At 64.5% G+C, this 26,257-nt stretch carries 20 protein-coding genes; 11 read left to right on the top strand and 9 right to left on the bottom strand.

Annotation, left to right across the window (positions count from 1 at the left end; all coding sequences use genetic code 11):
* Nucleotides 1–32 precede the first annotated feature (32 nt).
* Genes BFN03_RS03000 through BFN03_RS02990 form a run of 3 tightly spaced genes read right to left on the bottom strand, consistent with a single transcriptional unit; the run spans nucleotide 33 to nucleotide 2,622 of the window.
* The gene (locus tag BFN03_RS03000) at nucleotides 33–1,136 is read right to left on the bottom strand and encodes an ABC transporter permease (protein WP_070377761.1); all 1,104 of its coding nucleotides are present in this window, start codon (nucleotides 1,134–1,136) and stop codon (nucleotides 33–35) included.
* Nucleotides 1,137–1,138: 2 nt separating this feature from the next.
* Nucleotides 1,139–1,987: an ATP-binding cassette domain-containing protein gene (locus BFN03_RS02995; RefSeq protein WP_442971860.1), complete on the bottom strand. Its 849-nt coding sequence runs from the start codon at nucleotides 1,985–1,987 to the stop codon at nucleotides 1,139–1,141.
* Nucleotides 1,984–2,622, bottom strand: coding sequence for a nucleoside/nucleotide kinase family protein (locus tag BFN03_RS02990; RefSeq protein ID WP_070377760.1), 639 nt, complete (start codon nucleotides 2,620–2,622; stop codon nucleotides 1,984–1,986). Before BFN03_RS02990 ends, BFN03_RS02995 begins: the two co-directional genes overlap by 4 nt.
* A gap of 368 nt (nucleotides 2,623–2,990) precedes the next feature.
* Here BFN03_RS02990 and BFN03_RS02985 point away from each other — a divergent pair, with 368 nt between their 5' ends.
* The 3 genes from BFN03_RS02985 (at nucleotide 2,991) to BFN03_RS02975 (ending at nucleotide 5,654) form a co-directional block, all read left to right on the top strand.
* Nucleotides 2,991–3,719 (top strand): SDR family oxidoreductase, encoded by a 729-nt coding sequence (locus BFN03_RS02985; RefSeq protein WP_070380567.1) that lies wholly within the window; start codon nucleotides 2,991–2,993, stop codon nucleotides 3,717–3,719.
* Nucleotides 3,720–3,858: 139 nt separating this feature from the next.
* Nucleotides 3,859–4,860 carry a LacI family DNA-binding transcriptional regulator gene (locus tag BFN03_RS02980; protein ID WP_070380566.1) on the top strand — a complete coding sequence of 334 codons (1,002 nt, stop codon included), beginning with the start codon at nucleotides 3,859–3,861 and terminating at the stop codon, nucleotides 4,858–4,860.
* Between the two features lie 107 nt (nucleotides 4,861–4,967).
* The gene (locus tag BFN03_RS02975; protein WP_070377759.1) at nucleotides 4,968–5,654 is read left to right on the top strand and encodes a hypothetical protein; all 687 of its coding nucleotides are present in this window, start codon (nucleotides 4,968–4,970) and stop codon (nucleotides 5,652–5,654) included.
* A 38-nt stretch (nucleotides 5,655–5,692) separates the two neighbouring features.
* On the opposite strand, the gene BFN03_RS02970 is transcribed toward BFN03_RS02975, so the two are convergent.
* The 3 genes from BFN03_RS02970 to BFN03_RS02960 all read right to left on the bottom strand — a co-directional run bounded on the left by BFN03_RS02970 (nucleotide 5,693) and on the right by BFN03_RS02960 (nucleotide 8,537).
* Complete coding sequence (locus BFN03_RS02970; RefSeq protein ID WP_070377758.1) at nucleotides 5,693–6,109, bottom strand: arsenate reductase ArsC; 417 nt, start codon at nucleotides 6,107–6,109, stop codon at nucleotides 5,693–5,695.
* A gap of 34 nt (nucleotides 6,110–6,143) precedes the next feature.
* On the bottom strand, nucleotides 6,144–6,827 hold the full coding sequence (locus BFN03_RS02965; protein WP_070377757.1) for an arsenate reductase/protein-tyrosine-phosphatase family protein: 684 nt from the start codon (nucleotides 6,825–6,827) through the stop codon (nucleotides 6,144–6,146).
* Nucleotides 6,828–6,929: 102 nt separating this feature from the next.
* Nucleotides 6,930–8,537, bottom strand: coding sequence for an alkaline phosphatase D family protein (locus BFN03_RS02960; protein ID WP_198163467.1), 1,608 nt, complete (start codon nucleotides 8,535–8,537; stop codon nucleotides 6,930–6,932).
* A 305-nt stretch (nucleotides 8,538–8,842) separates the two neighbouring features.
* Here BFN03_RS02960 and BFN03_RS02955 point away from each other — a divergent pair, with 305 nt between their 5' ends.
* A complete protein-coding gene (locus BFN03_RS02955) occupies nucleotides 8,843–10,387 on the top strand; it encodes a flavin-containing monooxygenase (RefSeq protein WP_070377755.1) in 1,545 nt (514 codons plus the stop codon).
* A 10-nt stretch (nucleotides 10,388–10,397) separates the two neighbouring features.
* Here BFN03_RS02955 and BFN03_RS02950 read toward each other — a convergent pair whose 3' ends face one another.
* Nucleotides 10,398–11,099 carry a TIGR00266 family protein gene (locus tag BFN03_RS02950; RefSeq protein ID WP_070377754.1) on the bottom strand — a complete coding sequence of 234 codons (702 nt, stop codon included), beginning with the start codon at nucleotides 11,097–11,099 and terminating at the stop codon, nucleotides 10,398–10,400.
* Between the two features lie 249 nt (nucleotides 11,100–11,348).
* On the opposite strand from BFN03_RS02950, the gene BFN03_RS02945 reads away from it, so the two are divergent.
* Nucleotides 11,349–13,679: a heavy metal translocating P-type ATPase gene (locus BFN03_RS02945; RefSeq protein ID WP_070380565.1), complete on the top strand. Its 2,331-nt coding sequence runs from the start codon at nucleotides 11,349–11,351 to the stop codon at nucleotides 13,677–13,679.
* A gap of 77 nt (nucleotides 13,680–13,756) precedes the next feature.
* On the opposite strand, the gene BFN03_RS02940 is transcribed toward BFN03_RS02945, so the two are convergent.
* The gene (locus BFN03_RS02940) at nucleotides 13,757–15,151 is read right to left on the bottom strand and encodes a glutamate decarboxylase (protein WP_070377753.1); all 1,395 of its coding nucleotides are present in this window, start codon (nucleotides 15,149–15,151) and stop codon (nucleotides 13,757–13,759) included.
* Between the two features lie 125 nt (nucleotides 15,152–15,276).
* Between BFN03_RS02940 and BFN03_RS02935 the strand changes: the two genes are divergently transcribed.
* Together BFN03_RS02935 and BFN03_RS02930 are read left to right on the top strand one after the other, a co-directional pair.
* A complete protein-coding gene (locus tag BFN03_RS02935) occupies nucleotides 15,277–16,371 on the top strand; it encodes an ABC transporter ATP-binding protein (RefSeq protein ID WP_070377752.1) in 1,095 nt (364 codons plus the stop codon).
* Entirely contained in the window at nucleotides 16,368–17,147 is a 780-nt protein-coding gene (locus BFN03_RS02930; protein WP_070377751.1) for an ABC transporter permease, read from the top strand. The genes BFN03_RS02935 and BFN03_RS02930 overlap by 4 nt, the downstream gene beginning before the upstream one ends.
* A gap of 56 nt (nucleotides 17,148–17,203) precedes the next feature.
* Here BFN03_RS02930 and BFN03_RS02925 read toward each other — a convergent pair whose 3' ends face one another.
* Nucleotides 17,204–17,875, bottom strand: coding sequence for a hypothetical protein (locus tag BFN03_RS02925; protein WP_070377750.1), 672 nt, complete (start codon nucleotides 17,873–17,875; stop codon nucleotides 17,204–17,206).
* A gap of 218 nt (nucleotides 17,876–18,093) precedes the next feature.
* On the opposite strand from BFN03_RS02925, the gene BFN03_RS02920 reads away from it, so the two are divergent.
* The 4 genes from BFN03_RS02920 (at nucleotide 18,094) to BFN03_RS02905 (ending at nucleotide 26,161) form a co-directional block, all read left to right on the top strand.
* Nucleotides 18,094–18,990: an FAD binding domain-containing protein gene (locus tag BFN03_RS02920; RefSeq protein ID WP_232320418.1), complete on the top strand. Its 897-nt coding sequence runs from the start codon at nucleotides 18,094–18,096 to the stop codon at nucleotides 18,988–18,990.
* A 2-nt stretch (nucleotides 18,991–18,992) separates the two neighbouring features.
* A complete protein-coding gene (locus tag BFN03_RS02915; protein ID WP_070377748.1) occupies nucleotides 18,993–19,493 on the top strand; it encodes a (2Fe-2S)-binding protein in 501 nt (166 codons plus the stop codon).
* Complete coding sequence (locus BFN03_RS02910) at nucleotides 19,490–21,823, top strand: xanthine dehydrogenase family protein molybdopterin-binding subunit (RefSeq protein ID WP_232320416.1); 2,334 nt, start codon at nucleotides 19,490–19,492, stop codon at nucleotides 21,821–21,823. The genes BFN03_RS02915 and BFN03_RS02910 overlap by 4 nt, the downstream gene beginning before the upstream one ends.
* Nucleotides 21,824–22,348: 525 nt before the next feature.
* The gene (locus BFN03_RS02905) at nucleotides 22,349–26,161 is read left to right on the top strand and encodes a multifunctional oxoglutarate decarboxylase/oxoglutarate dehydrogenase thiamine pyrophosphate-binding subunit/dihydrolipoyllysine-residue succinyltransferase subunit (protein WP_070377747.1); all 3,813 of its coding nucleotides are present in this window, start codon (nucleotides 22,349–22,351) and stop codon (nucleotides 26,159–26,161) included.
* Nucleotides 26,162–26,257 lie beyond the last annotated feature (96 nt).

Raw genomic sequence — 26,257 nt, 5'->3', positions numbered from 1 at the left:
GAATTGTTGTATCCGTGCATCTGTCGGGTTCACTACGGACTTCGGGACCATAGTTTGCGCAGGGAAGAGAGTTTCGACGCCTCCGGTCGACCGCGCGAAGCGGCGGCGCGGCGGCGTTGGTCTATGTAGACTGCGGCGATCAGAACCGCACCGACGGCGACTTGCTGCCAGAACGGCTGGACACCGATGATGACGAATCCGTTCTGCAGGACCGCGGGAATGAAGAGTCCCACCACCGTCCCGAAAATCGTGCCGATGCCGCCGAAGAGACTGGTGCCACCGAGCACGACGGCGGCGATCACGTTCAGGTTCGTCTCGGACTGCCCCGCAATTGCGGTGGTGCCGTACTGCGCCAGCGACAGGATCCCGGCCAAACCGGCAAGGGTTCCCGACAGTGCGTAGACCTGGATCAATTGCCGGTCTACCTTGACGCCGACACGTCGTGCGGATTCCTCATTCGACCCTATCGCGTAGGTGTAGAGGCCGAACTTCGTGCGGTGCAGGATGATAGAGAAAGCGATGATCAAAACCAGAGCGATCACCGAGATGACCGGGATAGAGGTGGCGGGTAGGTTTCCGTAGCCAACGGTGTCGATGAGGACGGGAGGAACGTCACGAATGTCCACACCGCCGGTGAATACCTGCGCCAGACCGAGTGCGCCGCCCAGGGTTCCGAGCGTCACGATCAGCGGTGGAACCTTTGCCTTGGCAACCAGAAACCCGTTGAGGGCACCCCACGCCATACCGGCAAGGATCGCGACGATGATCCCGACGATGGCCGTGCCCCACCCTTCCCCGCCAATTGCTTGCATCGTCTTGGCGGCGACGACGCCGGAAAAGACGAGGACAGACCCGATCGACAGGTCGATACCGGCTGTCACGATCACGAAGGTCATGCCGATACCGAGGATCGCCAGAATCGACACGTTCTGGATGATCAGCCGGATGTTGCCCCATGCGAGGAATGATTCCGGTGCCATTGCACCGAACACAGCACAGATCAGCAACAGCACCAACAGGATCTGGAAGATCGGAATCCGCAGCAATTTACCGGGGGTCCACCTGGCACCGGATGATTCTCCTTCCGGTTCACCGGTCGGCAGCGAGGTTGTAGGGTTCGCGGTTCGAGTGGACATGGCTACGCTGCTCCGTCGGTTACGCCGGTCATCGCACCGACAAGTTCTTCCATGGAAGTGTTCTTGGCTTCATAGGTGGCCACACGTCGCCCCTGGCGCAGCACCTGGACCCGATCCGCCACTTCGATCACGTGCGGCATCGAGTGACTGATCAAGACCACCGCGACGCCATTGAAGGCGATCCGCCGGATTGTTTCGAGGACATTCTGTGTCTGCACGACCCCGAGTGCCGCCGTGGGCTCGTCGAGGAAGACCACACCTTTTGCCCACGCCACAGCGCGCGCGATCGCGATCGCCTGTTGCTGGCCACCCGACATGACTCCGACCGGATCGGTCAAAGTAGGCACCGTCGCCCTCAGGTCGTCGAGAGCTTTGCGAGATTTCTCTCTCATGGTTTTGGTATCAAGGAACCCGAGACGGCCGGGCAATCCCTTCGCTGGCAGTTCACGGCCGAGAAACATGTTCTGCGCGGCATTGAGATGCGGCGCAAGCGCAAGATCCTGATATACGGTCTCGATTCCCAATTCGCTTGCAGCGTTGGGGTTTTTGAGATCTACATGCACTCCCGAGAAGAGGATCTCCCCCGAGTCGAGACTCAGGTTTCCCGACATCGCCTTGACGAGCGTCGACTTGCCTGCGCCGTTGTCACCGATCAGGGCGACGACCTCACCGGGATAGATCTCGAAATCGGCGCCGTCCAGAGCCCTTACGTGCCCGAAACTGCGGGATAACGCTCGTGCTTCCAAGATCGGCACGGTGGTGGGCGCAGCATTCATCGCGGATACTCCTTGCTCGTGTGCTTCGGTCGCGGCCCCCTCGACATTTCCGTTCTGCGTGGATGCGCCGCTCACCACGAGCTGTCCTCGTGGGAGAGGTCGTCGAGTACTTCGACCACCAGATCGGCGCGCGCACGCATCGCTTCGACGAGATCGGCATTGCGCAGATCCACCTCGCGTACCCATTCGCGGGCCTGAGCGAGGGTTTTCCCGAACGCCTGATGCCGCCCGATCAACCGGCCTTCCCGCACGCGGTGGGGGACATCGAGGAACCACACCTCGTCCAATACCGGGTGAACACGTTCCCAACCGCCGCTGCCGGTCAGTAGATAATTTCCCTCCGTCACGACCAAGGGAACACCGGTGTAGACCGCAACCGCGCTTCCGATGGGCTCCTCGAGCCCACGATCGAACGTGGGGGCGTATATCACGGGAGACTGCTGATGTCGTAGTCGTTTCAGCAGTGCGACATATCCGTCGACATCGAAAGTGTCGGGTGCACCCTTTCGGTCCCTGCGTCCGAGACGGAGCAACTCATCGTTTGCCAGGTGAAATCCGTCCATACCGACAAGCGCAGCCTGCTCCCCCAGTGATGCAACGAGCGCCCTGGACAGCGTGGACTTCCCGGCGCCGGGGGAACCTGTGATCCCGAGTAGTCGCCGCTGCCCACCCGCGATCATGGTGCGGGCACGATCCGCGAGTTCGTCCATAGTCGCCGCGAGAACGATTGGTCCATGTGCATATCCGCAAGCCGTCGCACTCACCACAGGAGCCACAGAATCGTTGTGCCCTTCGGTGCGTTCTCGAAATCGGGCGCGTGAAGCTTGCTGAAACATAACCGGTGGTCCTGTCGCTGACACCTCGTGGACATCAATGGCATCCAGTGTGACCTACACAACTCCCGTTGTCACTACCTGCGGGCAAATTGATGTCATCGGTGACATAGAAAATCTACGCAAGACCATGACATCGATGACATTGCCGCTATGATGGGCATCCGATCGCGGTCAAACATCGCGAAACCGATCGATATTCTCCGATCGACTGTTCGGTATGAACCTGAGAGAGAGTGATCTTGGTGGCCGACTTCACCGGCAAGTCCATCTTGGTAACCGGCGCGAGCGGGGGCATCGGTGCAGCGACGGTGCGCCTGTTGGTATCCCAAGGCGCACAGGTCTTCGCCTCCGGTAGGTCCGTGGAGGCACTGACGAAGCTCCGGGAAGAAACCGGGGCGCACCCGCTGCCGTTCGACCTCGCCTCCGAAGACAGCATCCGCGACGCTCTCCGTGGGCTCGAACTCTGGGGCGTGGTCAACTGCGGCGGTTTCGGCGGCGAGATCGCTACCCCACAGGACACCGATATCGCGGTCTTCGACAAGGCGATCAGCGTCAACGCTCGTGGTGCGCTGCTGGTCATCAAGTATGCGGCACCCTCGATGGTGGCGAAGGGCAAGGGTGGTGCGATCGTCAACGTCTCGAGCCAGGCCGCCCTCGTCGCCCTCCCCGGCCACATTTCCTACGGCTCGTCGAAGGCCGCACTCGACAACATCACCCGAGTCTCCGCCCTGGAACTGGGCAAGTACAACATCCGCGTCAACAGCGTCAACCCCACCGTAGTGATGACGGAAATGTCCGCCTCATACTGGGGACAGCCCGAAATCGAGAAGCCGTATCTCGAGCAGATGCCACTCGGACGGTGGGCTACCGAAGACGAGATCGCGGCACCGATCGGCTTCCTGCTCAGCGACGCCGCTTCCATGATCTCCGGCGTCTGCCTGCCGGTCGACGGCGGATACACCTGCCGCTGATCGGACGCGGCAAGACGGTGTGGCACGCCGTGTGGCAGGCCTGCATCTGGCAAGATCGTTTGGCCGACAATGATTTACCGGTTGCGCGAACTCAGATTGTGCACCGCAGGAAAGATCCCAACCAAGCGAAGGCGCGATGATGACCACGATGCAAGATGTTGCGGAGCTGGCGAACGTCAGCGCGAAGACGGTCTCCCGCGTCTACAACGACGATCCTCACGTGAGTCCGGATACGCGAGCGCGCGTCATGGCAGCACTCGAATCGCTGAACTACGTTCCCAACACGATGGCCACCACCTTTCGCACTGGCCGCCCCGCAGCCATCGGACTCGCCGTTCCCGATATCGCCGACCCGTTCTTCGCCGCGATCGCACACGCCGTCGAAACCAGTGCACACAAAAGGGATATGGCGGTCATCATGACGAGTTTGGGCGACGACCGAGCGCAAGAACGCCCAATTGTCGAGTCGCTGCTGCGTCGTCGGCTGAGCGGGCTGATCTTGGCCCCGACCGGATCCGACCACGGCTACCTCAAACGATGGACCACGCAAGTACCGACCGTGTTCGTCGACCGCGCGACGAAAGGGGTCCCCTCGGACAGCTTCGTCCACGCCGACCACGACGGAGCCGTCATGGCGACCGAACATCAACTGAAGTTGGGGCACCGGCGCGTCGCCTTCGTCGGGGATACCGAGTCGATTCCGACCACCAGGAACCGACTGCTCGGGTACCGACACGCCCTAGACGCCCGGAACATCCCCCAAGACGAGGAACTGATCGTGATGGGGGCAGGGACCCGAGAAGGCGCCGGCAAAATTCTCGAGATGCTGATGTCCCTCGCCTCTCCCCCGACCGCCCTGTTCCTGTCGAATGCCCGAATCTCGATGGCGAGCATCCCCGCAATACAGCAACTGAACCTGCACGATCTCTCCACCATCGGATTCGGCGACTTCCCCATGGCTGACGCCCTGTCCCCACCATTTACGGTTATCGACCAGAGCCCCGCCGACCTCGGACGCCAGGCGATGGATCGAGTCCTCCACCGCATCGACCATCCACGCCGCCGCTACCGCCGAAACAACGTACTTCCCGTTCGACTCATCGAACGAGGATCGTGCTTTCCTCCAGTACATCGAGAGTGAGTGCGCCCGGCCGAATCAGCTTGTAGGCCGACCTCGAATCGGACAAATGTGGCGCTCGCCTACAGTTGGTCCCAGAGCGCGAGGTACGCAGAAAGTGGGGGTCGACGATGATTGGCAATGGTGGATCGGTCGAGAAGGCACTGGTCTCGGTCCTCGACAGCGGAAGTCGCCTTCAGGCCCCTGCGGTGGCCAAGTACGTCGAGTGGGTCCGCCGCTCACATCCCGGCGAATCGCCGGCGCAGATCGTCGAGCGTATGGAGAAGATGTTCCTGCTCGCGGTAACGGGTAGTGGCAGCGCCGTGGGCGCCGCCGCCGCCGTACCGGGTGTCGGTACGGTTGCATCCGTCGCGGCGGTGGGTGCGGAAACAGCGTTCTTCCTGGAGGCAGCCGCTCTACTCACCCTCGCGGTGGCATCTGTGCACGGCGTCTCCGCCGCCGACCATCAGCAACGGCGGGCACTCGTTCTCACGGTGGCCCTTGGCGAATCAGGCATGGAGATCGTCCAGAAAGCGACAGGCGTGACGGCAAAGAACTGGACGAGCGCCATCACCAACCGTGTTCCCGGCTCCACGATGATCGGCATGAACAACACCTTGGTGCGCAAGTTCATCACCAGGTACGCAGCCCGGCGCAGCGCACTGATCCTCGGCAAACTCGTGCCCGCCGGCATCGGTGCCGCCATCGGCGGCGCGGGCAACCGGGCCATCGGCAGGGGCCTGATAGACAACGCACGCGAAGCCTTCGGTCCGGCCCCCGCACACTGGCCGGACCAGCTTCCCGCAGCTCGAGCTTGATCGCCCACCAGGACGGCCCGCCCTCGGGATGAACCGGTTCAGTGGGCGGCGGTCTGCGAAGTCAACTCGGCGATCAACGCCTCTACCTTGACCTTGATCTGGTCGCGGATCGGACGGACCGCATCGATTCCCTGGCCCGCCGGATCATCGAGCACCCAGTCGCGGTAGCTCTTACCGGGGAAGACCGGGCAAGTGTCGCCGCAGCCCATGGTGATCACCACGTCGGAAGCCAACACCGCGTCGACGGTGAGAACCTTCGGATTCTCCGCGGAGATGTCGATGCCGACCTCAGCCATCGCCTCGACCGCGGCCGGGTTAACCTGGCCTGCCGGCGCGGACCCGGCGGATCGTACCTCGATTCGATCCCCGGCGAGCGCGGAGAGGAACCCGGCGGCCATCTGAGAACGGCCCGCGTTGTGGACGCAGACGAACAGCACCTTCGGTGTGGTGGACATGCACGACCCTTTCGATGCGGTCAGAGGTGGGCGGTCAATCAGTGGTGGGGACGAGTTGGCCGAGCAGATCGCGCACCTTGGAATCGATGTCGTCGCGAATTCGGCGGACCTGCTCGAGCGGCTGTCCATACGGGTCGTCGGTAGCCCAGTCCAGATAGCGCTTGCCGGGGTAGACCGGGCACGCTTCCCCGCAGCCCATAGACACCACGATGTCGGCGGCTGCCACGACGTCGTCGGTGAGCGGCTTGGGAAACTCTGAGCCGAGGTCGATCCCGAACTCACCCATCGCCTCGATGACGGCCGGCTCGATGGCATCGATCGGTGCCGATCCCGCGGAGCGGGGGTGAACCCGCCCGAGGGCGTAGTGGGCGAGCAACGCGGCGGCCATCTGGGAGCGGCCGGAGTTGTGGACGCAGACGAACAGCACCTCAGGCGCAGTCTTGGGCACCGCCCCCTGCGACTGCGCGAGCGCGGTGAGCCGATCGGCGGCGAACCGTCCGGCGAGCGTCGGCAGGTGGGTGTGGACCTTCGCGACCAGCCTCAGCGCGGTGTAGGACTCGAAGACGTACCGCTCGACTGTTTGCGGAGAGAACACCCCTGTGTACTTGGTGGCCAGATCCGCGGCCGTCCGGGACAGCACCGCCTCCGGCATCAACAGTTCGGGCTGGGAACGGTGATCGTGGGCGCTCAGTACCTCGTTGAACGACTGATCGGACATCAGGACTCCTTGGACGATCCGCGGCGGCGGGTGAACGCGAGGGTAGAGGTGTGCTCGTACCCCAGCCGTGTGAAAGGTCCGAGCAGGTAGCCACCCACAACACTAGCGCGGAAGCGGGGTCGCAACCGGGTGAGCGTGCGCGGTGCCGTCGGCGACCCGGTAGCTCATCGCGTGCCGAACCGTGGCGCGCGGATCCTTGGGGTCGCTGATGTAGAACCAGTCCATCTGCGCCCCTTGCTTGTTCACCTCAAACACACCGTAGCCGTGAGAGTCGAGTTCGACGTAGCGTATGTGGCGGTTGATCGATTTGATCGCCGCCTCGACTGCGACGGTGGCGGTCCGCGGAGGAACGCCGAGTATGTCGTCGATATTGACCGAGGTCACCGACGGCACCACCAGCTCGGTGCCGACGGTGCCGGCGCCCGGGTAGTCCCCAGCGTTCAGCGGCAGGTCGCACGCCCAGGAGGTATGGATGTCACCGGTGAGGAAGACGGTGTTGCGGACCCCGTTTGCGGCGATGGCATCGAAGAGTCTGCGGCGGTCGGCGCTGTAGCCGTCCCACTGATCGGTGTTGTAGGGGATTCCGGCGTCGGGTAACCCGACCGTGTCGGTGATCGCTCCCATCGTGCGGGGGTCGAGCGGCGGGAGCATGACCGGCGAGATCATCACCGAGTTGCCGACGATCTTCCACTGCGCGGGCGATGTGACGATTCCGCTGGTCAGCCAATCCATCTGCGCACGTCCGGTGATCGACCTGTCGGAGGAGTCGATATTGCGCCACCCGGCGCCCGTCGTCGCCTGCTTGTCGCGGTAGGTGCGCAGGTCGAGCATGGACAGTTCGGCGAGGTTCCCGAACCGGAACCGGCGGTAGAGCGCGGCGTCGCCGACAGTGCCACCCACGCGCACCGGCATCCACTCGAAGTAGGCCTGCATCGAAGCAGCCTTGCGCGCGCCCCAATCCCCCTCCGTGGCCGGATCGTGGTTGTCGGCGCCGCCGACGTACGCGTTGTCGGCAGACTCGTGGTCGTCCCATGTGGCGATGAACGGCACCTTGGCGTGCAACCCCATGAGATCCGGGTCTGTCTTGTACTGCGCGTGCCGGATCCGGTAGTCGGCAAGCGAGACGATCTCGTGCTCCGGATCGTGCAGTCGGACAGAACCGTTCCGCGCGCCGAAGACGTTGCGGCCGTATTCGTAGAGGTAGTCGCCGAGATGGACGATCGCGTCGAGGTCGTCGCGATCGGCGAGGTGGCGGTACGACGCGAAATAGCCGGCCTCCCAGTTCGAGCACGAGACGTCACCGAACCGTATGCGCTCGACGTCCGAGTCGGCCGGGGGTGCGGTGCGGGTGCGTCCTGTCGGAGACGTCTGTCCGAACGCTGTGAACCGGTAGAAGTACTCGGTGCCCGCGCGCAGGCCGGTGACGTCGACCTTCACCGTGTGGTCGGTGTCCGGGCCGGTGTCCGCCACGCCGCTGCGCACGACGTTCACGAAGGCCGGATCGGCCGCCACCTGCCAAGACACCAAAATCTTCTGCCCCACGCCCGACCCCGGTAGCGCGTCGGCAGAGGGGGTGGCCCGGGTCCAGATGATCACCCGGTCAGGGAGGGGATCACCGGACGCGACACCGTGAACGAACCCCGGCACCGCAGACTCGGCCGAGGCCCGTCCCGCTGTCGCGGCAACCAACCCCACTCCAGCCAGAACCATCGAGCCACGCAGTACGCCGCGCCGGCTCACTCCCGTGCTCTCGTTGTTTTCCAACACCTAAGGATCACAACACAACTCGGGCGGATGGTCGGCCCGATTTGGCGGAGTTCTCGAATGTTCACCCGATGTTCGATTTGTGAATAATTTCGGTACACCGCCTGAATCCCGGCCCGGTGGACGACTCCGCAGAACAACCACTCCGTGCGTCGCAACGAGAATCTGTTCGAAGTCGCTCTCGCCGAATCGCCCGAAAGGGATATCGTGCAGGCAGACGAGGTTTACAAGCACGCGCACCGGAGGATTCGATGAGCCCCGAACGCCCCGCAAGACCGTCCGAGACCCGCACGGCCCAGACCACACATGTCGACGTCCTCATCGTCGGAGCCGGGCTGTCCGGGATCGGGGTCGCGGCACGCCTGCGCCGGGAACACCCGCAGCGGTCGTTGCTGATCCTCGAATCCCGCGCGGCCTCAGGCGGCACCTGGGACCTGTTCCGTTACCCGGGCATCCGCTCCGATTCGGATGTGCAGACCTACGGGTACGACTTCAAGCCGTGGAAAGGCCGGAAGGCTCTTGCGCCAGCCGCCGACATCCTCAGCTATATCCGCGAGACTGCTCGCGAGTACGGCATAGATGATCGTATTCGATACCACCACAAGGTAATTCGGGCCGACTGGTCACCCTCGGACGCACTCTGGACAATTACCGCTCGCATCGGCGACAGTGGCGAAACAGCGACGTTCACTGCGAGTTGGTTCTTCTGCGCCGCCGGCTACTACAACTACGACAAGGGCTACACCCCCGAGTTTCCAGGCGAGGACCGGTTCAGCGGACAGATCGTGCATCCCCAGCACTGGCCCGAGGACCTGGACTACGTCGGCAAACGGGTCGTCGTCATCGGGTCAGGCTCGACCGCCGTCACGCTGATCCCCGCAATGGCCGACGCGACCGAACACGTCACGATGCTCCAGCGTTCGCCCACGTACATCATTCCGCTGCCCGCCGAGGATGCGCTCTACGGCGTGTTCCGTCGCCTCCTCGGCGACGAACGCGGGTACCGGCTCACCCGCAAGAAGAACATCGCGCAGAACGTCTGGGTCTACAAGCTGTGCCGCCGCTTCCCGCGGCAGGCACGGGCCGTCATCCGATGGCTCAACAAGCGCATGCTGCCAGCCGGCTTCGACGTCGACACCCACTTCAACCCCCGGTACGCCCCGTGGGATCAGCGCCTGTGCGTCGTCCCGGGCGGTGACCTGTTCAAGACGATCCGTAAGGGAAAGGCCTCGGTGGTCACCGACACAATCGAGACGTTCACCGAGACCGGAATCGCGCTCACCTCCGGCAAGCACCTCGACGCCGACATCATCGTTACTGCGACCGGACTCGACCTGCTGGCGCTCGGCGGCGTCGACCTGAGCATCGACGGTGAACCCGTCGACCTCACGAAACGACTGGCGTTCAAGGGAACGATGCTCTCCGACATCCCGAACTTCTCGTTTGCCGTCGGCTATGTCAACGCCCCTTGGACGCTCAAGGTCAACCTCGTCGCCGACTTCCTGTGCCGGTTGCTGACCGAGATGGATCGCCGCGGCGCTACGGTCGCGGTGGCCGAGAACGACCGGCCCGACATGCCGACCCAGCCGCTGCTCGACTTCGCCGCCGGGTACATCCAGCGGTCCGCGCACCTGTGGCCGCAGGCCGGCACCGAGGATCCGTGGAACTTGCAGATGGACTACTACAGGGACGTCGTCGTGCTGCGAGACACCCCGATCGACGACGGGACTCTGACATTCTCGAAGGCAGAGCCGGCGCCGACGTCACCCCAGGGCGACCTCGTCGAGCCCGACTGACCGAGTTCGTTCAGTCGTCGCCTCCGCCGATTCTGCTGCTGCCGCGGTTCGACGGCATCCTGGCACTCAACCACTTGACCAGGTCCGTCGTGTTGCGGGTCTGCAGCCAGACGCGCCCCGGTCCGGCGAACTCGGTGACGAGCCCCTCGCCGCCGAGAAGCGTCGACTTCCATCCGCCAGCCTTTCGTACGGTGTACTGGACGGTCTCGTCGAACGCTACGACGTGGCCGGTGTCGAGCGTTATCGTCTCCCCCGGTGCGAGCGTCACCGACCGGATGGCGCCGTAGCTGGACAGCAGCATCTGTCCACTGCCGCTGCACCGCAACAGCACGAGACCCGCACCGCTGAAGAACCCCTTGCTGCCGCCCCACTTCGCATCGACGTCGACGGTCGCGTCCGATGCGATCCAGCAACCGGACTGAACCAGCAACGCGCCCCCGGCGTCGATGCTGGTCTCGGCCAGATCACCCGGGAGCGGCCCGGCGACGCCCACGACGCCCCCGTTTTGGCTGGTGAAGTCGTTGACGAAGAAGCTCGACCCACCCAGGACACGACGGAGCCCCTTCATGAATCCGCCGCGCGTCGACGTACTGGTCGAGACGTCGCCCCGCATCATCGCCATCGCCCCGGCCTCTACTCTGACGGATCCTCCTGGCGGAATGGCGATCTCGGCGAACGCGAACGCAGGCCCACTGCTGATCTCTGTCTTCACAATTTCCTCTCGACAACCGCCGGTATCGGGTCGAGCACCCGTGTCAGATCCGGAGTTGTCAGCTAGTGGCGCAGCGTCACTACGCACCGGTCGAATAGGACAAATCGAAGATAGCTGCTCACACGGTCTTCTCGGTGTGGTGCGACATGGGCGTGTTGAAGAAGAACTGCGACGTGCAGAACGGATCCCTCGGACACGGTAACGTCAGTTGAGGTCCACAACGACAGGTTGGTAAGTGGCGGGGTGATTGTGAGGTCCAACATTCAATCCCGGTGGCTCGGGCGTCTGCGCCGCTCGGGGGAGCCCGCGTTCCTGGTAGTCACAGCCCTGGCGCTCGTGGCCGGCGGGGTCGCGTGGCTCGGCGGCGCGCACGACGTCGCCGACGCCTCCTGGATAGCCGGCACGGTCGTCGCGATCGTGCCCGCTACCTGGTGGGTGGTCGACGCGTTGCGACACCGACGCGTCGGAGTCGACCTCATCGCCGTCCTGTCCCTGATCGGCACGCTCCTGGTCGGGGAGTACCTCGCGGGAGCGCTGATCGCCGTCATGCTGGCAACAGGCCAGGCCCTCGACGCCGCTGCAGGCCGGCGCGCCACCAAAGATCTGCGATCACTGCTCGACCGCGCTCCCCGCACCGCGCGCAAACGGATCGACGACGGCGTGGAAACCGTTCCCCTCGAGAGCATCACCGTCGGCGATGCACTCGTCGTAGGCGGTGGCGAAGTGGTGCCGGTCGACGGCTGGGTCACTTCCGAGTTGGCCGTGCTCGACGAATCCGCCCTCACCGGCGAGCCACTCGCTGTGTCGCGGCGACGCGGTGAGGCGGTGCGCAGCGGCATCGTCAATGCCGGTCCGGTCTTCGAGATGCAGGCCCGCGCCACCGCGGAGGACAGTACTTACGCCGGTATCGTGCGACTGGCGCAGGACGCCGCGGCCGAGAGCGCTCCCGTCGTGCGGGTCGCAGACCGCATCGCCGGCTGGTTCCTGCCGCTCGCACTAGCGGTGTCCGGTGCCGCTTGGCTTCTCAGCGGTTCGGCGACCCGCGCGGTGGCCGTGCTCGTCGTCGCCACGCCGTGCCCACTGCTGCTCGCCGTCCCCGTGGCGATCGTGTCGGGGCTCTCCCGCGCATCCCGCCTCGGTGTCGTCATCCGCAACGGTAGTTCTCTCGAGAATCTCGGACACGCAACAACATTGGTGATGGACAAGACCGGTACCCTCACCACCGGCCGACCCACCGGTGCCGAGGTACTCACCGCCCCCGACGGCGATGCCACCGAGGTGTTGCGGCTGGCCGCGTCGGCCGATCAACTCTCCCCGCACGTGCTCGCCGACGCCATAGTGCAGGAAGCGAGGATCCGGGGACTCGAGCTGTCGCTGCCCACCGAGGCGAACGAGGAAGCAGGAACCGGCGTCACCGCCACCGTCGACGGCCGAAGGGTCACCGTCGGCACCCTGGATCTGCCCGTCGACGCACCGGGGTGGGCGCGGTCCGCAAAGGGGCGAGCCGCACTCGACGGCGCCGCGATCGCCTGGGTCACCGTCGACGGTGTGCTCACCGGTGCGATCTTGTTGGCCGATCCGGTGCGCCGTGACGCGTTCCGAACCGTTCGCCGCCTCCGCTCGGCCGGGCTGAACCGGCTGGTCATGCTCACTGGCGACCGGCGCGCGCCCGCCGAAGAGATCGGGTCTGCCCTCGGTCTCGACGCTGTGTACGCCGAGCAGACCCCGGCCGCCAAGGTGGCCGGCGTGCGTACCGAGCGCGAGCGTGCTGTCACGGTGATGGTCGGCGACGGCGTCAACGACGCACCCGCGCTCGCGGCCGCGACCGTCGGCGTCGCAATGGGCGCCCGGGGGTCGACGGCGACCTCCGAGGCGGCGGACGTCGTTCTCACGACCGACCGCCTCGACCCCCTGGCGGATGCGATGGCGATCGCCCGCCGCTCGCGCCGCATCGCCGTGCAGAGCGCGGCCGTCGGGATGGGACTGTCGTTGGTGGCCATGGGCTTTGCCGCGTTCGGATTGCTGCCGCCCGCGGCCGGCGCACTGCTGCAGGAGGGGATCGACGTCGCGGTGATCCTCAACGCGCTGCGCGCCCTGCGCGGTCGGGAGATTCGGGTGCCGGTGGAAACCGCCGCGATGTTGCATCGGTTCTCCGCCGAACACGACGAACTACGGGACCAGCTCTCGATCCTGCGCGACACTGCGGGGCTTCTTGCATCCGGTGACCTCGCTGCGACGCACGATGCCCTGCGCCGCGTCGATACTTTCCTCTTCGACACCCTCCTACCGCATGAGGAGGCCGAGGACCGCGAACTCTATCCAGCGCTGGCGACGCCGCTCGGCAACCCGGAGGCCACGGCGACGATGAGCAGGATGCACGCCGAGATCGACCGACTCGCCCGGCGCCTGCGCACCCACCTCGTGCGCGCCGACGCGGCCGGCGGGATCTCCGAGGACCAGATCGACGACCTGCTGGCGTGCCTGTACGGCCTGCACGCGGTGCTGCGTCTGCACTTCGTGCAGGAGGAGGAGAACTACTTCACCCTCGCGCCCGCAACTGATGTCACGCCGAACAGCTGACGCCTGGACTCTGTCGTTCTCGAACGCAGAGGCGGCGTCGATGCAAACACCACCGCGATGACTACCGACGCCAAGGCTCAGTGAGCGAAGTGCCTTTGCGTCGAATGTCCGCCATTTTTTCGTTGCAATTCGGCGCAGGCTGCTTCAATGGCCTCGCACACCATCGTTCCGAGGTCGGCACTGAACCCCTCGCGAACAACGATGCGTAGCACCGCCACGTCCTCGGCGTCGGCGGGCATCGTGTAGGCGGGTACCTGCCACCCTCTCGCCCGCAACTCGTGTGACACGTCGAAGACGGTGAATCCGGGGTCCCCCACTATTTCGAACGTCACTACCGGAATCTCGGAACCATCGCTGATCAAGGAGAAGTGTTCGATCTCGGAGATCCGCTGACCCACTCTGAGTGCCGTGGAGCGCAGGGTTTCCATGATTGCCCGGTAACCGGCGCGGCCGAGACGCAGGAAGTTGTAATACTGCCCCACCACCTGGTTGCCGGGGCGAGAAAAGTTCAGGGTGAACGTCGGCATGTCGCCGCCGAGGTAGTTGACCCGGAACACCAGCCCCTCGGGTAGGTGTTCGTTTCCGCGCCACACCACAAACCCGATGCCCGGGTAGGTCAACCCGTACTTGTGCCCGCTGACGTTGATCGAGACGACTCGACGAACCCTGAAGTCCCACAACAATTCCGGGTATAAGAACGGAACGACGAATCCGCCGCTGGCGGCGTCTACATGGATCGGGACGTCGGGACCGCCGGAAGCGGCGAGTTCGTCGAGGCTTTCCGCGATGTCGGCCACCGGCTCGAGTTCCCCGGTGTAGGTGGTGCCCACGATCGCGACCACTCCGATGGTGTTTTCGTCAACCGCCTCGCGGACCTGCTCGGGGGTGATCACGTAGCGACCCTTCTCCATCGGCAGATACTTGGGTTCGACGTCGAAGTACCGGCAGAACTTCTCCCACACCACTTGGACGTTGCTGCCGAGCACGAGATTGGGGCGCGAGGTGTCCTTTCCTTCCTCTTCTCGCCGCGCTCGCCACCGCCACTTGAGCGCCAGACCGCCGAGCATGACGGCCTCGCTGGAGCCGATGGTGGAGACGCCGACGGCACTGGCCGGGTCCGTGGGCGACAGATCGGGCGCGTGGAACAGATCGGCCACCATCGACACGCACCGCGACTCGATCGCGGCGGTGGCCGGATACTCGTCCTTGTCGATCATGTTCTTGTCGAACGTCTCGGCCATAAGTTTGTCGGCCTCGGGGTCCATCCAGGTGGTGACGAACGTGGCCAGATTCAGGCGGGAACTGCCATCGAGCATCAACTCGTCGTGGATGAAGCGATAGGTTGCCTCTGGATCGGCCGCCCGTTCCGGCAGTCGCAGCGTCGGGAAGGGGTCGATCGACATGCGTCCCGTGTAGGCCGGAGCGAGGACGTCTCGTCCACGATCACGGTGGTGATGATGGCTCTTGCTCATCTAGATCCCCAATCGAGTGACAGCGTGCGCGGCGGGCAACCTACCGGACGTCATGGGTCGAAGATCGTCGTCGTCGGCCCAGTAGTCTCGAAACCGATTCCAATCGATTGTGTCAGGGGGACGGATTGACCACTGCAATCCCGGGAAGTTTCGCGGCACCGATCGAGGTGCGCGGGCTGTCGAAGATTTTCAAGAACGTTCAGGCGGTCTCCGATCTGAGCTTCTCGGTGCCTCAGGGCTCGATTACAGGGTTGCTCGGCCCCAACGGTTCCGGCAAGACCACGACGCTGCGGATGATCCTGGGGCTGGTCCGGCCGACGTCGGGAACGTCCACCGTGATGGGACTGCCGATTATCGAGCTCGCCGATCCCGCCCGAACCGTCGGCGCCGTCCTCGGCTCTCAGGGCCTGCATCCGGGCCGCACCGCCCTCGACCACCTGACCGTGTACGCGGCCGCGATTGGCGTTCCTCAGGCACGGGCACTAGAGGTGCTCTCGGTCGTCGGCCTTGCGGACGCGGCGCGGCGAAAGGCAAGGGAATTCTCCCCGGGCATGCGGCAGCGACTCGCCCTGGCGACTGCTCTGCTCGGCGATCCGCAGATCCTCGTCCTCGACGAACCGGCCAATGGGCTCGACCCCGACTCGGTCGCCTGGCTTCGCGAATTCCTTCAGGGTTTCGCCGCATCCGGACGCACCGCCTTGATCTCGGGCCACAACGTGCGGGAAGTAGAACAGGCCGTAGACGACCTCGTGATCGTCAGCCGCGGCGTACTCGTGTACCAGGGGCGCATGGACGAGCTGCGCAAGTCGCAGCAGAGCCGCCTGCTGGTCGCATGCTCCAACCCGCCCGCGCTGGCGATGGCACTGGCTGCGAACGGCGTGGCCGATACTCGGTCGATGGCGGACGGGCGGCTGGCGGTCGCCGGTGCCGGTGAGGATCTCGTCCGGACGGTCGCCGACCGAACCGGCGTTGCGATCTTCGGCACCGTCGGTGATCAGATCGATCTCGAGCAACTGTTCCTCTCGATGACCGCAGGCCACTACGTGGCCGGGGCGAGCGCGGCTGCGCCATCGGGTTACGGCCCCCCTCAGATGCACGCACCCCAGGCTTACCCACCGCAGCCTTGGCATGGCCCGCCGGCATACACGCCACCGCCCGGCCACGCCCCACCCCACCACGGCCCACACCACCAGGGCCCAATGCCCGGAGGTCCGCGATGACAGCACTGCTTACTGCGGAGTTCCGCAAAGTCACCACACTGAGATTCTGGTGGATGCTCGGTCTCGCACCTCTGATCGTCGGAATGTTCGGGGGCGCGATCACGCTTCCCGCGACGGGCGCGTTCGCGAACGAATTGGAGACCGATTCGCTCCACCCCAACACCGCTGCGGCCCTCCTCGGGCTGGGGGTCGCACTCGCCCTCACCGTGCTGTTCGCAGCGCTCTTCGGGGCGATAAACGTGGGAACGGAGTTCCGCTACAAGACGCTGACCACCACGTTCCTCACGGCACGCGGTCGGGACGGTGTCATCGGAGCCAAGCTAGCCGTCACCGCGGCGTTCGGGTTCCTATACGGCCTCGTCGTGGCGGTGGCCAGCGTCGCCCTGCTACTGACGTTCGGGGGCGAGAGCTTCGAAATGAGCGGAACCCTGCTGGCCATGCTGAGCGTTGCTCTGGTCAGTGCAGCGCTGTGGGCACTTATCGGCGGCAGCGTCTCGATGCTCACCGGCTCTTCCGTGTGGGCCTGCGTCATCCTCTTGGCCTGGTACATCGTCGGCGAAGTGGCCCTCCGATCGATTCTCAGCGGAGTCGAGCTCGGTTCGATCGGAGGATTCCTCCCGGTGTCGGCCACACTCGGCACGATCGCCAATGCTGCTGCGGGCAACGAACTCGACGCGCTGCCTCTCTGGCCGGCCGCACCCCTCACGCTTCTGCTCTGGACCGTGGCCTTCGTCGCGGGCGGTTGGGCGCTCACCCGGCAACGCGACATCAACTGACGTCACGAGGCCAGGGAGGGCGACGAGGCCGGCGCCAGTACGAGTCAGTAGCGGTCTTACTCCACCAATCTCCAAGTGCCGCAGCCTCTAGAGGTGAATTCACCGTCGGTTGGTGCGATGGTGACCGTCACCGAAGGTGGAACCGAGACGGAGTTGTTGTCGATGATGTTGCCGTTGGCGTCGGAGCGCTCCCAGTAGCAATCCCGGGCAGGCCCTTCAGTTCGGTACGTGCCAGGCGCCAGATAGTAGCTCCCCCACGGCGTCTTCTCCAGCCCGTTGCCGATGAGCCGCTTGCCGCCACTGAACGTCGTTTGCCGAACCTCACCGGCCATGGCTTGGTCCAGAATCGGCTGCTGATCGGGGCACAGGATGGGGACCATGGTGATGATCCGGGGGCCGATTCCGGTCTGAGCCAACACTCCGTAGCTGGTAGCGAAGTCATACGGGTCCAGATCCCCGGAGCGCAAATCATCGCAAGTGTCAGTATCCCAGTCCCAAGACGAGCCGTATTCGCGCCCAGGCTCGAATTCGATTCCGGCCGCAGTAAGTGCACTGGCGTACTCCGAGTACAACGCTTGCTCGGCACTCACATTCGTTGTCGTCGCTGCGGTCGAGGTGGGGCTGGTTGTCGAGGAGGATGTGGTGTTCGCTGACTCTTCGGTCGGCGGGCTTCCGCACGCGGTAGCCAGCGCGCCTGCCGCGGCCAGAACGAGAACACGCTTGATCATCCGCCATACCGTACTCTCACGTCCTCATCACGGCTGACCTTGTTCCGGCGCATCTTCCGTCGAATACCGCCACAAGGAACAAGGAGTACCGCCACAAGGAACAAGAAGGTTTCTAGGAATCACGAACCCACGTCTCGAGGGTGAACCCAAGCCCCGAGGGTCATCAATCGCTCGAGACCTTCTCACTCGCCCTGCGCCGTCTGCGGGAGTAGTACTGGATGGGAACCCACCGCGAGCGGAGAGCACCGGACATCATGGATTTCCTGCGACCAGAAGCTTGGGAAGACGCCCTGACCGTCATGGTCGAACGTCCCAGCACCGTACCCATCCAGGGCGGCACCAGCGTCATGGTCGGGTTGAACTTGGACCTGAATCGACCGACGGCGCTGCTGGACCTCAATCCGGTCACCGAACTGACCAGGTGGGAGCAACTGGAGAACGGAACGCTGCGGGTCGGGGCGGGGGTGCCGTATGCGCGACTGATCTCGGAACTCGGCGACCGACTACCTGCACTCGCCCAGGCCGCCCGGACCATCGGCTCGAGCCAGATCCGCAACCGCGGTACCGTCGGCGGAAATCTCGGTGCGGCCTCCGGTGACACCCATGCGCCGCTGCTGGCGATGGGCGCCGTGATCGAAGTCGAATCGTCTGCCCGCGGCGCGCGAATGATCCCGGCCACCGAGTTTTTCCTGGGCGCGAAGCGGAACGCGCTCGCCCCCGATGAGCTCATCCGCGCTTTCCATGTTGCGCCGGCCTCCGGCCCGCAGTACTTCTCCAAGATCGGTAAGCGGAACGCGATGGTGGCGGCAACATGTTCCTTCTCGATTGCTCTGTTCCCGGGGGAGCGCCGCGTCGGCACGGGGCTCGGATCGGCCGCCCCCAGCCCACGCCGCGCCCTTGCGGCCGAGGACTTCCTGGCCGCCGAACTCGATTGGGACGGTGCGCTCGACGGCGCGGTCGCCCGCACGTTCGGCAATCTGGTTGCCGAGGCTGCCGACCCAGTCGACGATGTTCGAGCCACGGCGCAATACCGCAGGCACGCTCTCTCAGTCATCGCCAGAAGAGCTCTCACCTGGGCTTGGCAAGACCATGCGAACAACGGGAAGGCAGCCTGAACATGCGTGTGACATGCACAGTCAACGGCAAGCAGCAGGTGGTAGACGATGTGTGGGAAGGCGAGAGCCTCCTCTACCTCCTCCGCGAACGAGTAGGGCTTCCGGGCTCGAAAAACGCCTGCGAGCAGGGCGCATGCGGGTCGTGCACGGTCTATCTCGACGACCTTCCGACATGCGCCTGCCTGGTGGCCGCGGGTCAGGTCCAAGGACGCGAAATTCGCACAGTGGAAGGGCTCGCTGATGGCGACCAGCTCGGTCCGATTCAGGAGGCATTCGTCGAATGTGGCGCCATCCAGTGTGGGTTCTGCACCCCGGGCATGGTGATGCAGGCACATGACCTACTCGAACGAGTGGACAATCCGTCCGATACGCAAATTCGTGAGGCCCTCGCCGGCAATCTGTGCCGCTGCACTGGCTACGAAAAGATCCTCGACGCGGTGCGCCTCGCCGCCTCACGGAGAGCGGGGTCGATCGCCACCTCACCGAGGCCGGTGTCACTGTGACCACGCCATTGCAGACACCGAAACCATCGCGGACACCGGGAGAAATCGTCGCGCCGGGTCAGGGAGGGGTCGGTGATAGCCCACTACGGCCGGACGGGTCGCTGAAGGTCAAAGGAGAGTTCGCCTTCTCGTCAGACCTCTCGATCGACGGAATGCTTTGGGGTGCAACCCTTCGCAGCCCACACCCGCGGGCAAGAATCTTGTCCGTGCAGATCGGTGAGGCTCTCGCCACTGCCGGCGTGGAGGCAGTCCTCACTCACGAGGATGTCCCGGGGCGAAAGTGCTTCGGTATGAGCAGTCCGCAAGACCAACCGGTACTTGCGTTCGAAGAGGTCAGGTATCAGGGCGAACCGATCGCCCTCGTCGCTGCCGACCACCCGGAGACGGCGCGGCGAGCGATGGAGAAGATCGTCGTCGACTACGAGGTGCTCGAACCGCTTGTCGATGTACGCCGCGCAGCATTGGACCCCAGTTATCCGAAAGTTCAAGAGCTCGGCGGCTTGGTTCGCCATCAGCCGGTCCGCGTCGGCGATGTCGCTTCCGCTCGGGCGGCGGCGGACGTGGTGGTCAGCGGCGAGTTCGCTACCGGGAGCCAGGATCCCGCGTTCCTCGGGCCGGAGTCCGGACTGGCGATTCCGAACGAGGACGGCGGCGTCGATCTGTACGTCGCCACGCAGTGGATACACAAGGATCTCGAACAGATCGCACCGTGCCTCGACTTGCCGCAGGAGAAGATCCGGATGACTCTTGCCGGTGTCGGCGGGGCGTTCGGCGGTCGCGAGGATCTCTCGATGGAGATCCACGCGGCAATGCTGGCGCTACACACCGGCAAGCCGGTCAAGATCGTGTACAGCCGCTACGAGTCATTCTTCGGCCACGTACACCGGCACCCGGCCCAGATGCGCTATGAGTACGGGGCGACGCGCGAAGGGAAGCTGCTCTTCGCCGACACGGAACTCATTTTCGACGGTGGTGCCTATACGTCGGCCACTCAGGGCATCGTCGGTACCGCCGCCTCTCTCGCCGTCGGCCCGTACGTGATTCCCAATATCGAGATCGATTCGTACGGTGTCTACACCAACAATCCTCCGTGTGGAGCGATGCGCGGTTTCGGCGCCCTGCAGGCGTGCTTCGCGTACGAGTCGATGATGGACAAGGTGGCCGAGGCCTGTGGGATCAGCCGGGTCGAAGTGCGCCGGATCAATGCGATCAAACAGGGCTCAGCACTGGCCACAGGGCAGGTGATCGAGGCGGCCACTCCGCTCGCCGAGATGATCACGCGGGCCGAAGCGTTGCCGATGCCTGCCCCGCCCGATACCACCGACATGTGGAGCCTTCCTGGATGTGCCTCGCAGACCACCCACGGTGAGGGTGTGGTGCGAGGCGTCGGCTACGGGGTCGGCATCAAGAACTTCTGCTCCTCCGAGTCCCGCGACGACTACTCCACGGCCCGAGTCAGACTCGAGGTCATAGGCGGCGAGGCCACCGCGCTGGTGCACACCGCCGCCGCCGAAGTGGGCCAGGGTCTGGTGACGCTGCAGACGCAGATCGCCCGTACCGAACTGGGCGTCACCCGAGTCACCATCCACCCTGCCGACAACCGAGTCGGCAGTGCCGGATCGACTTCAGCGTCGCGCCAGTCGTACATCACCGGAGGTGCGGTGAAGGCAGCCTGCGAAGCGGTACGCGACGTCGTCTTCGCTCTGACAAGAATCCATCTGGGCCGGGTCGTCGAAGACTTGAGCCTGGTCGGGGGAAAGATCGAGTCGGCCTCGGAAGGTACGATCGCCGCCCTCGAGGACGTTCTCGGCGACCGAGTCATCGAGCAGACTCGGGAGTTTCACCACCGGGCCACCAGCGGCATGGACCCGGCAACCGGGCAGGGCGCCGTTCACACTCAGCACGGGTTGTGCGTACACCGCGCGGTCGTCGACGTCGATGTCGAGCTCGGCCTGGTCAAGGTTGTCGAGATGGCCGCCGTGCAGGATGTGGGCAAAGTCCTCAACCGGTTGGCACTGGAAGGCCAGATCCACGGCGGGTCGGCCCAGGGCCTCGGGCTGGCGGTGATGGAGGAGATCGTCATCAAGGACGGGCTGGTACAGAACCCGTCGTTCGCCGACTACCTCATTCCCACGATCGTAGACATGCCACCGATGCGCCTCGAGATCGTCGAGAGCCCGGACCCGCTAGCTCCGTACGGGCTCCGCGGAGCCGGCGAACCCCCCACGTTGTCTTCCATACCCGCGATCGTCGCTGCGATCAGAGACGCCACCGGCTTGGAACTCCCCCGGGTGCCCGTGCGACCCGAACACATTGCCGGTTGCGGTTGACGGGTGTTCTGCTCCGTCACCTCCGTCGCGGAAGTGGGATGCGTCACCCGTAGGCAAGGGTTGGCCGGTGCATTGGGAAGTGTGTGGCACCGCCGGCGCATCGTGCCGATCCTGGCGGCAACGGACCGACGAGCAGACCCCCGATTCGGCCATCTAGCAGGTAGTCCTCGAAACGAGCGACCCGACTTGCCGTCATACTTCTGTTATGTTGGCGGTGTCATGGCACGTTGCCGTGACCTATTCGACAACCAAACGGCGTCAACTGGGGACCGGTGGTCCAGACCGGATTCCGTACCTCGTTGAGCTATGAGGACAACCGCTCTCGTGCGTTGCGAGATGCGGCGGAGACAGTAGCGGGGAATAATCGCGGGGCGAGAACCGTCATCGATGGTAACCCCATCGAAAAGCCGTGGGACGGTCAACACGTGTTCGTCGGGTTAAGTACGCGTAACACGCGGGGGCTACTCTCATGTTATATAGGCACTCTGATCGGGTACCGAAATAGAAACGAGGCGAATACCTGCCGTGAGCAGCAGCTCTACATCCCAGTTCGGACAGAACCAATGGCTGGTTGACGAGATGTACCAGCGCTTCCAGGACGACCCGTCGTCCGTGGACGCCAGCTGGCACGAATTCCTGACAGATTATTCTCCCGAGACTGCCTCGAAGGCCGGCGCGGCCAACGGACACGGAACCGCCGAAGCCGCCGCAACCGCTGCCCCCTCGGCCTCGACTTCGACCCCCCAGGCCTCCGCACCGAAGACCGCACCTGCGCCCCAAACCAAGCAGGCAAACGGTGCCGCGCCGAAGAGCGCGTCTCCCAAGGCTGCGTCTCCCAAGGCTGCGTCTCCCAAGGCCCCCAAGGCCGCTCCGAAGAGTGCCCCGGCACCGAAGACCGTCAAGGACACGAAGGCATCCGCCCCTGCCGCCGAGGCTCCTGCCAAGCCCGAGTCGAAAGTTCTCCGCGGCGCGGCTGCTGCCGTCGCGAAGAACATGTCGGCATCGCTCGAGATTCCGACTGCAACGAGCGTGCGCGCCATTCCCGCGAAGCTGATGGCGGACAACCGCATTGTCATCAACAATCACCTCGCCCGTACCCGTGGCGGCAAGATCTCGTTCACCCACCTTCTCGGGTACGCGATCGTGCAGGCCGTCAAGGTATTCCCGAACATGAACCGCCACTTCGCCGAGATCGACGGCAAGCCGAACGTGGTCACCCCCGAACACACCAACCTCGGCCTGGCTATCGACCTGCCCGGCAAGAACGGCAGCCGGTCCCTCGTCGTCGCGGCGATCAAGAAGACCGACACGTTCAACTTCACGCAGTTCTACAGCGCCTACGAGGACATCGTTCGTCGTGCGCGTGACGGCAAGCTCACGGCCGAAGACTTCGCGGGTGTCACGATCTCGCTCACCAACCCCGGTGGGATCGGCACCGTGCACTCGGTGCCGCGCCTGATGAACGGCCAGGGCGCCATCATCGGTGCCGGCGCGATGGAGTACCCCGCGGAGTTCCAGGGTGCGAGCGACGAGCGCATCGCCGAGATGGGCGTCGGCAAGCTCATGACCCTCACCTCGACGTACGACCACCGCATCATTCAGGGCGCCGAGTCCGGCGATTTCCTCCGGACCATTCACAACCTGCTGATCAGCGACGAGTTCTACGACGAGATCTTCCACTCCCTGCGTATTCCGTACGAGCCGGTCCGCTGGCGGCGGGACGTACCGGAGGGCGCAGTCGACAAGAGCACTCGTGTTCTGGAGTTGATCGCCGCGTACCGCAACCGCGGTCACCTGATGGCCGACACGGACCCACTCCAGTTCGTCAAGGACAAGTTCCGCAGCCATCCGGATCTCGACGTCACCACGCACGACCTGACGCTCTGGGACCTCGACCGCGAGTTCAAAGTCGGCGGCTTCCACGGCAAGTCCAAGATGAAGCTGCGCGATGTCCTCAGCGTGCTGCGTGACGCGTACTGCCGCCACATCGGTGTCGAGTACACGCACATCCTCGAGCCGGAACAGCAGCAGTGGCTGCAGGACCGGGTCGAGGCACACCACGTCAAGCCGACGGTCGCCCAACAGAAGTACATCCTGAGCAAGCTCAACGCGGCCGAGGCCTTCGAGACGTTCCTGCAGACCAAGTACGTCGGCCAGAAGCGATTCTCGCTCGAGGGTGCCGAGTCCGTTATCCCGATGATGGACGCCGTTATCGATCAGGCCGCCGAGCACGCGCTCGACGAGGTCGTGATCGGCATGCCGCACCGTGGTCGCCTGAACGTTCTGGCGAACATCGTCGGCAAGCCGTACTCCAAGATCTTCACCGAGTTCGAGGGCAACATGAACCCGGCGGCCGCTCACGGCTCCGGCGACGTGAAGTATCACCTCGGCGCCGAGGGCACGTACATCCAGATGTTCGGTGACAACGACATCACCGTTTCCCTCACCGCCAATCCCTCACACCTCGAGGCGGTCGACCCCGTCCTCGAGGGGTTGGTCCGCGCCAAGCAGGACATCCTCGACAAGGGCGAGGACGGCTTCACCGTCCTTCCGCTGATGCTGCACGGAGATGCCGCGTTCGCCGGTCAGGGCGTGGTTGCCGAAACGTTGAACCTGGCACTGCTGCGTGGCTACCGGACCGGTGGCACCGTGCACATCGTGGTCAACAACCAGGTGGGCTTCACCACCGCCCCTGAACACTCCCGGTCCTCCGAGTACTGCACCGACGTGGCGAAAATGATCGGCGCGCCGATCTTCCACGTCAACGGCGACGACCCCGAGGCCTGCGTGTGGGTTGCCCAGCTGGCCGTCGACTTCCGCGAGAAGTTCCAGAAGGACGTCGTCATCGACATGATCTGCTACCGCCGCCGCGGTCACAACGAGGGCGACGACCCCTCGATGACGCAACCGGCGATGTATGACGTCATCGACACCAAGCGCAGTGTCCGCAAGAGCTACACCGAATCCCTGATCGGCCGCGGCGACATCTCGCTGAAGGAAGCCGAAGACGCCCTACGCGACTACCAGGGTCAACTCGAGCGGGTGTTCAACGAGGTCCGCGAACTCGAGAAGTACGCACCCGGCCCCAGCTCGTCGGTCGAGTTGGACCAGCCGCTGCCGACCAAGCTGAAGACGTCCGTCGACGTCTCGGTTCTGGAGCGGATCGGGGACGCTTTCGTCGACCTTCCCGAAGGGTTCACGGTGCATCCGCGCGTCAAGCCCGTCATCGAGAAGCGGCGGGAAATGGCACGCGAAGGCAAGATCGACTGGGCGTTCGCAGAACTGCTCGCCTTCGGTTCACTTGTCGACCAGGGCAAGATCGTTCGCCTGTCCGGCCAGGACTCGAGGCGCGGCACCTTCACCCAACGCCACTCGGTGCTCATCGATCGCAAGACCGGTGCGGAATACACTCCTCTGCAGAACCTGGGCAGCGAGAACCCCGGCAAGTTCATGGTCTACGACTCCGCCCTCAGCGAGTTTGCGGCCGTCGGCTTCGAATACGGCTACGCCGTGGGTAATCCGGATGCACTGGTGCTCTGGGAGGCCCAGTTCGGCGACTTCGTCAACGGTGCGCAGTCGATCATCGACGAATTCATCTCCTCAGGTGAAGCCAAGTGGGGACAGCTTTCCGACGTCGTGCTGCTGCTGCCGCACGGCCATGAGGGTCAAGGCCCCGACCATACGTCCGGTCGCATCGAACGCTTCTTGCAGCTGTGTGCCGAGAGTTCGATGACGGTCGCGGTGCCGTCCACACCGGCGAGCTACTTCCACCTGCTGCGGCGTCACTCGCTCGACGGAATCCGTCGCCCGCTGGTCGTTTTCACACCGAAGTCGATGCTGCGCAACAAGGCTGCTGTCTCGGAGGTCGAAGACTTCACCACCGGCAAGTTCCGCTCGGTGTTCGAGGAACCGGCGTACGAGGACGGCGCCGCCGACCGCGCCAAGGTCCGCCGCGTTCTCCTCGTGAGCGGAAAGCTGTACTGGGAACTGCTGGCGAGAAAGCACAAGGACAACCGCGAGGACATCGCGATCGTTCGCATCGAACAGTTGTACCCGGTTCCGAGCCGTCGCCTGCGCGCGACGCTCGACCGCTACCCGAATGCCACCGAATTCAGATGGGTTCAGGAGGAGCCGGCCAACCAGGGCGCGTGGCCGTTCTTCGGTCTGGCGCTGCCCGAGTTGCTGCCCGACAAATTGGCCGGGATCAAGCGCATCTCGCGTCGTTCGATGTCGGCGCCGTCGTCGGGCTCGAGCAAGGTGCACGCGGTGGAGCAGCAAGAGATCATCGATGAGGCGTTCAGCGAAAGAGGTGAAACCACTCGCGCGTTCAGTGATTGAGCGCGCAACCGCTGAAACGTTCAGCTGAGTCTGCACGAAGGCCGGGCCGGTTCTCTCGAGGGAGTGAACCGGCCCGGCTTTCGCCGTCCCTGGTGA

This window comes from Rhodococcus sp. WMMA185 (assembly GCF_001767395.1).
Lineage (GTDB): Bacteria > Actinomycetota > Actinomycetes > Mycobacteriales > Mycobacteriaceae > Rhodococcus_F.
Note: the sequence above shows the minus strand (reverse complement) of the source record. Positions and strands in the feature narration are given on the sequence as shown.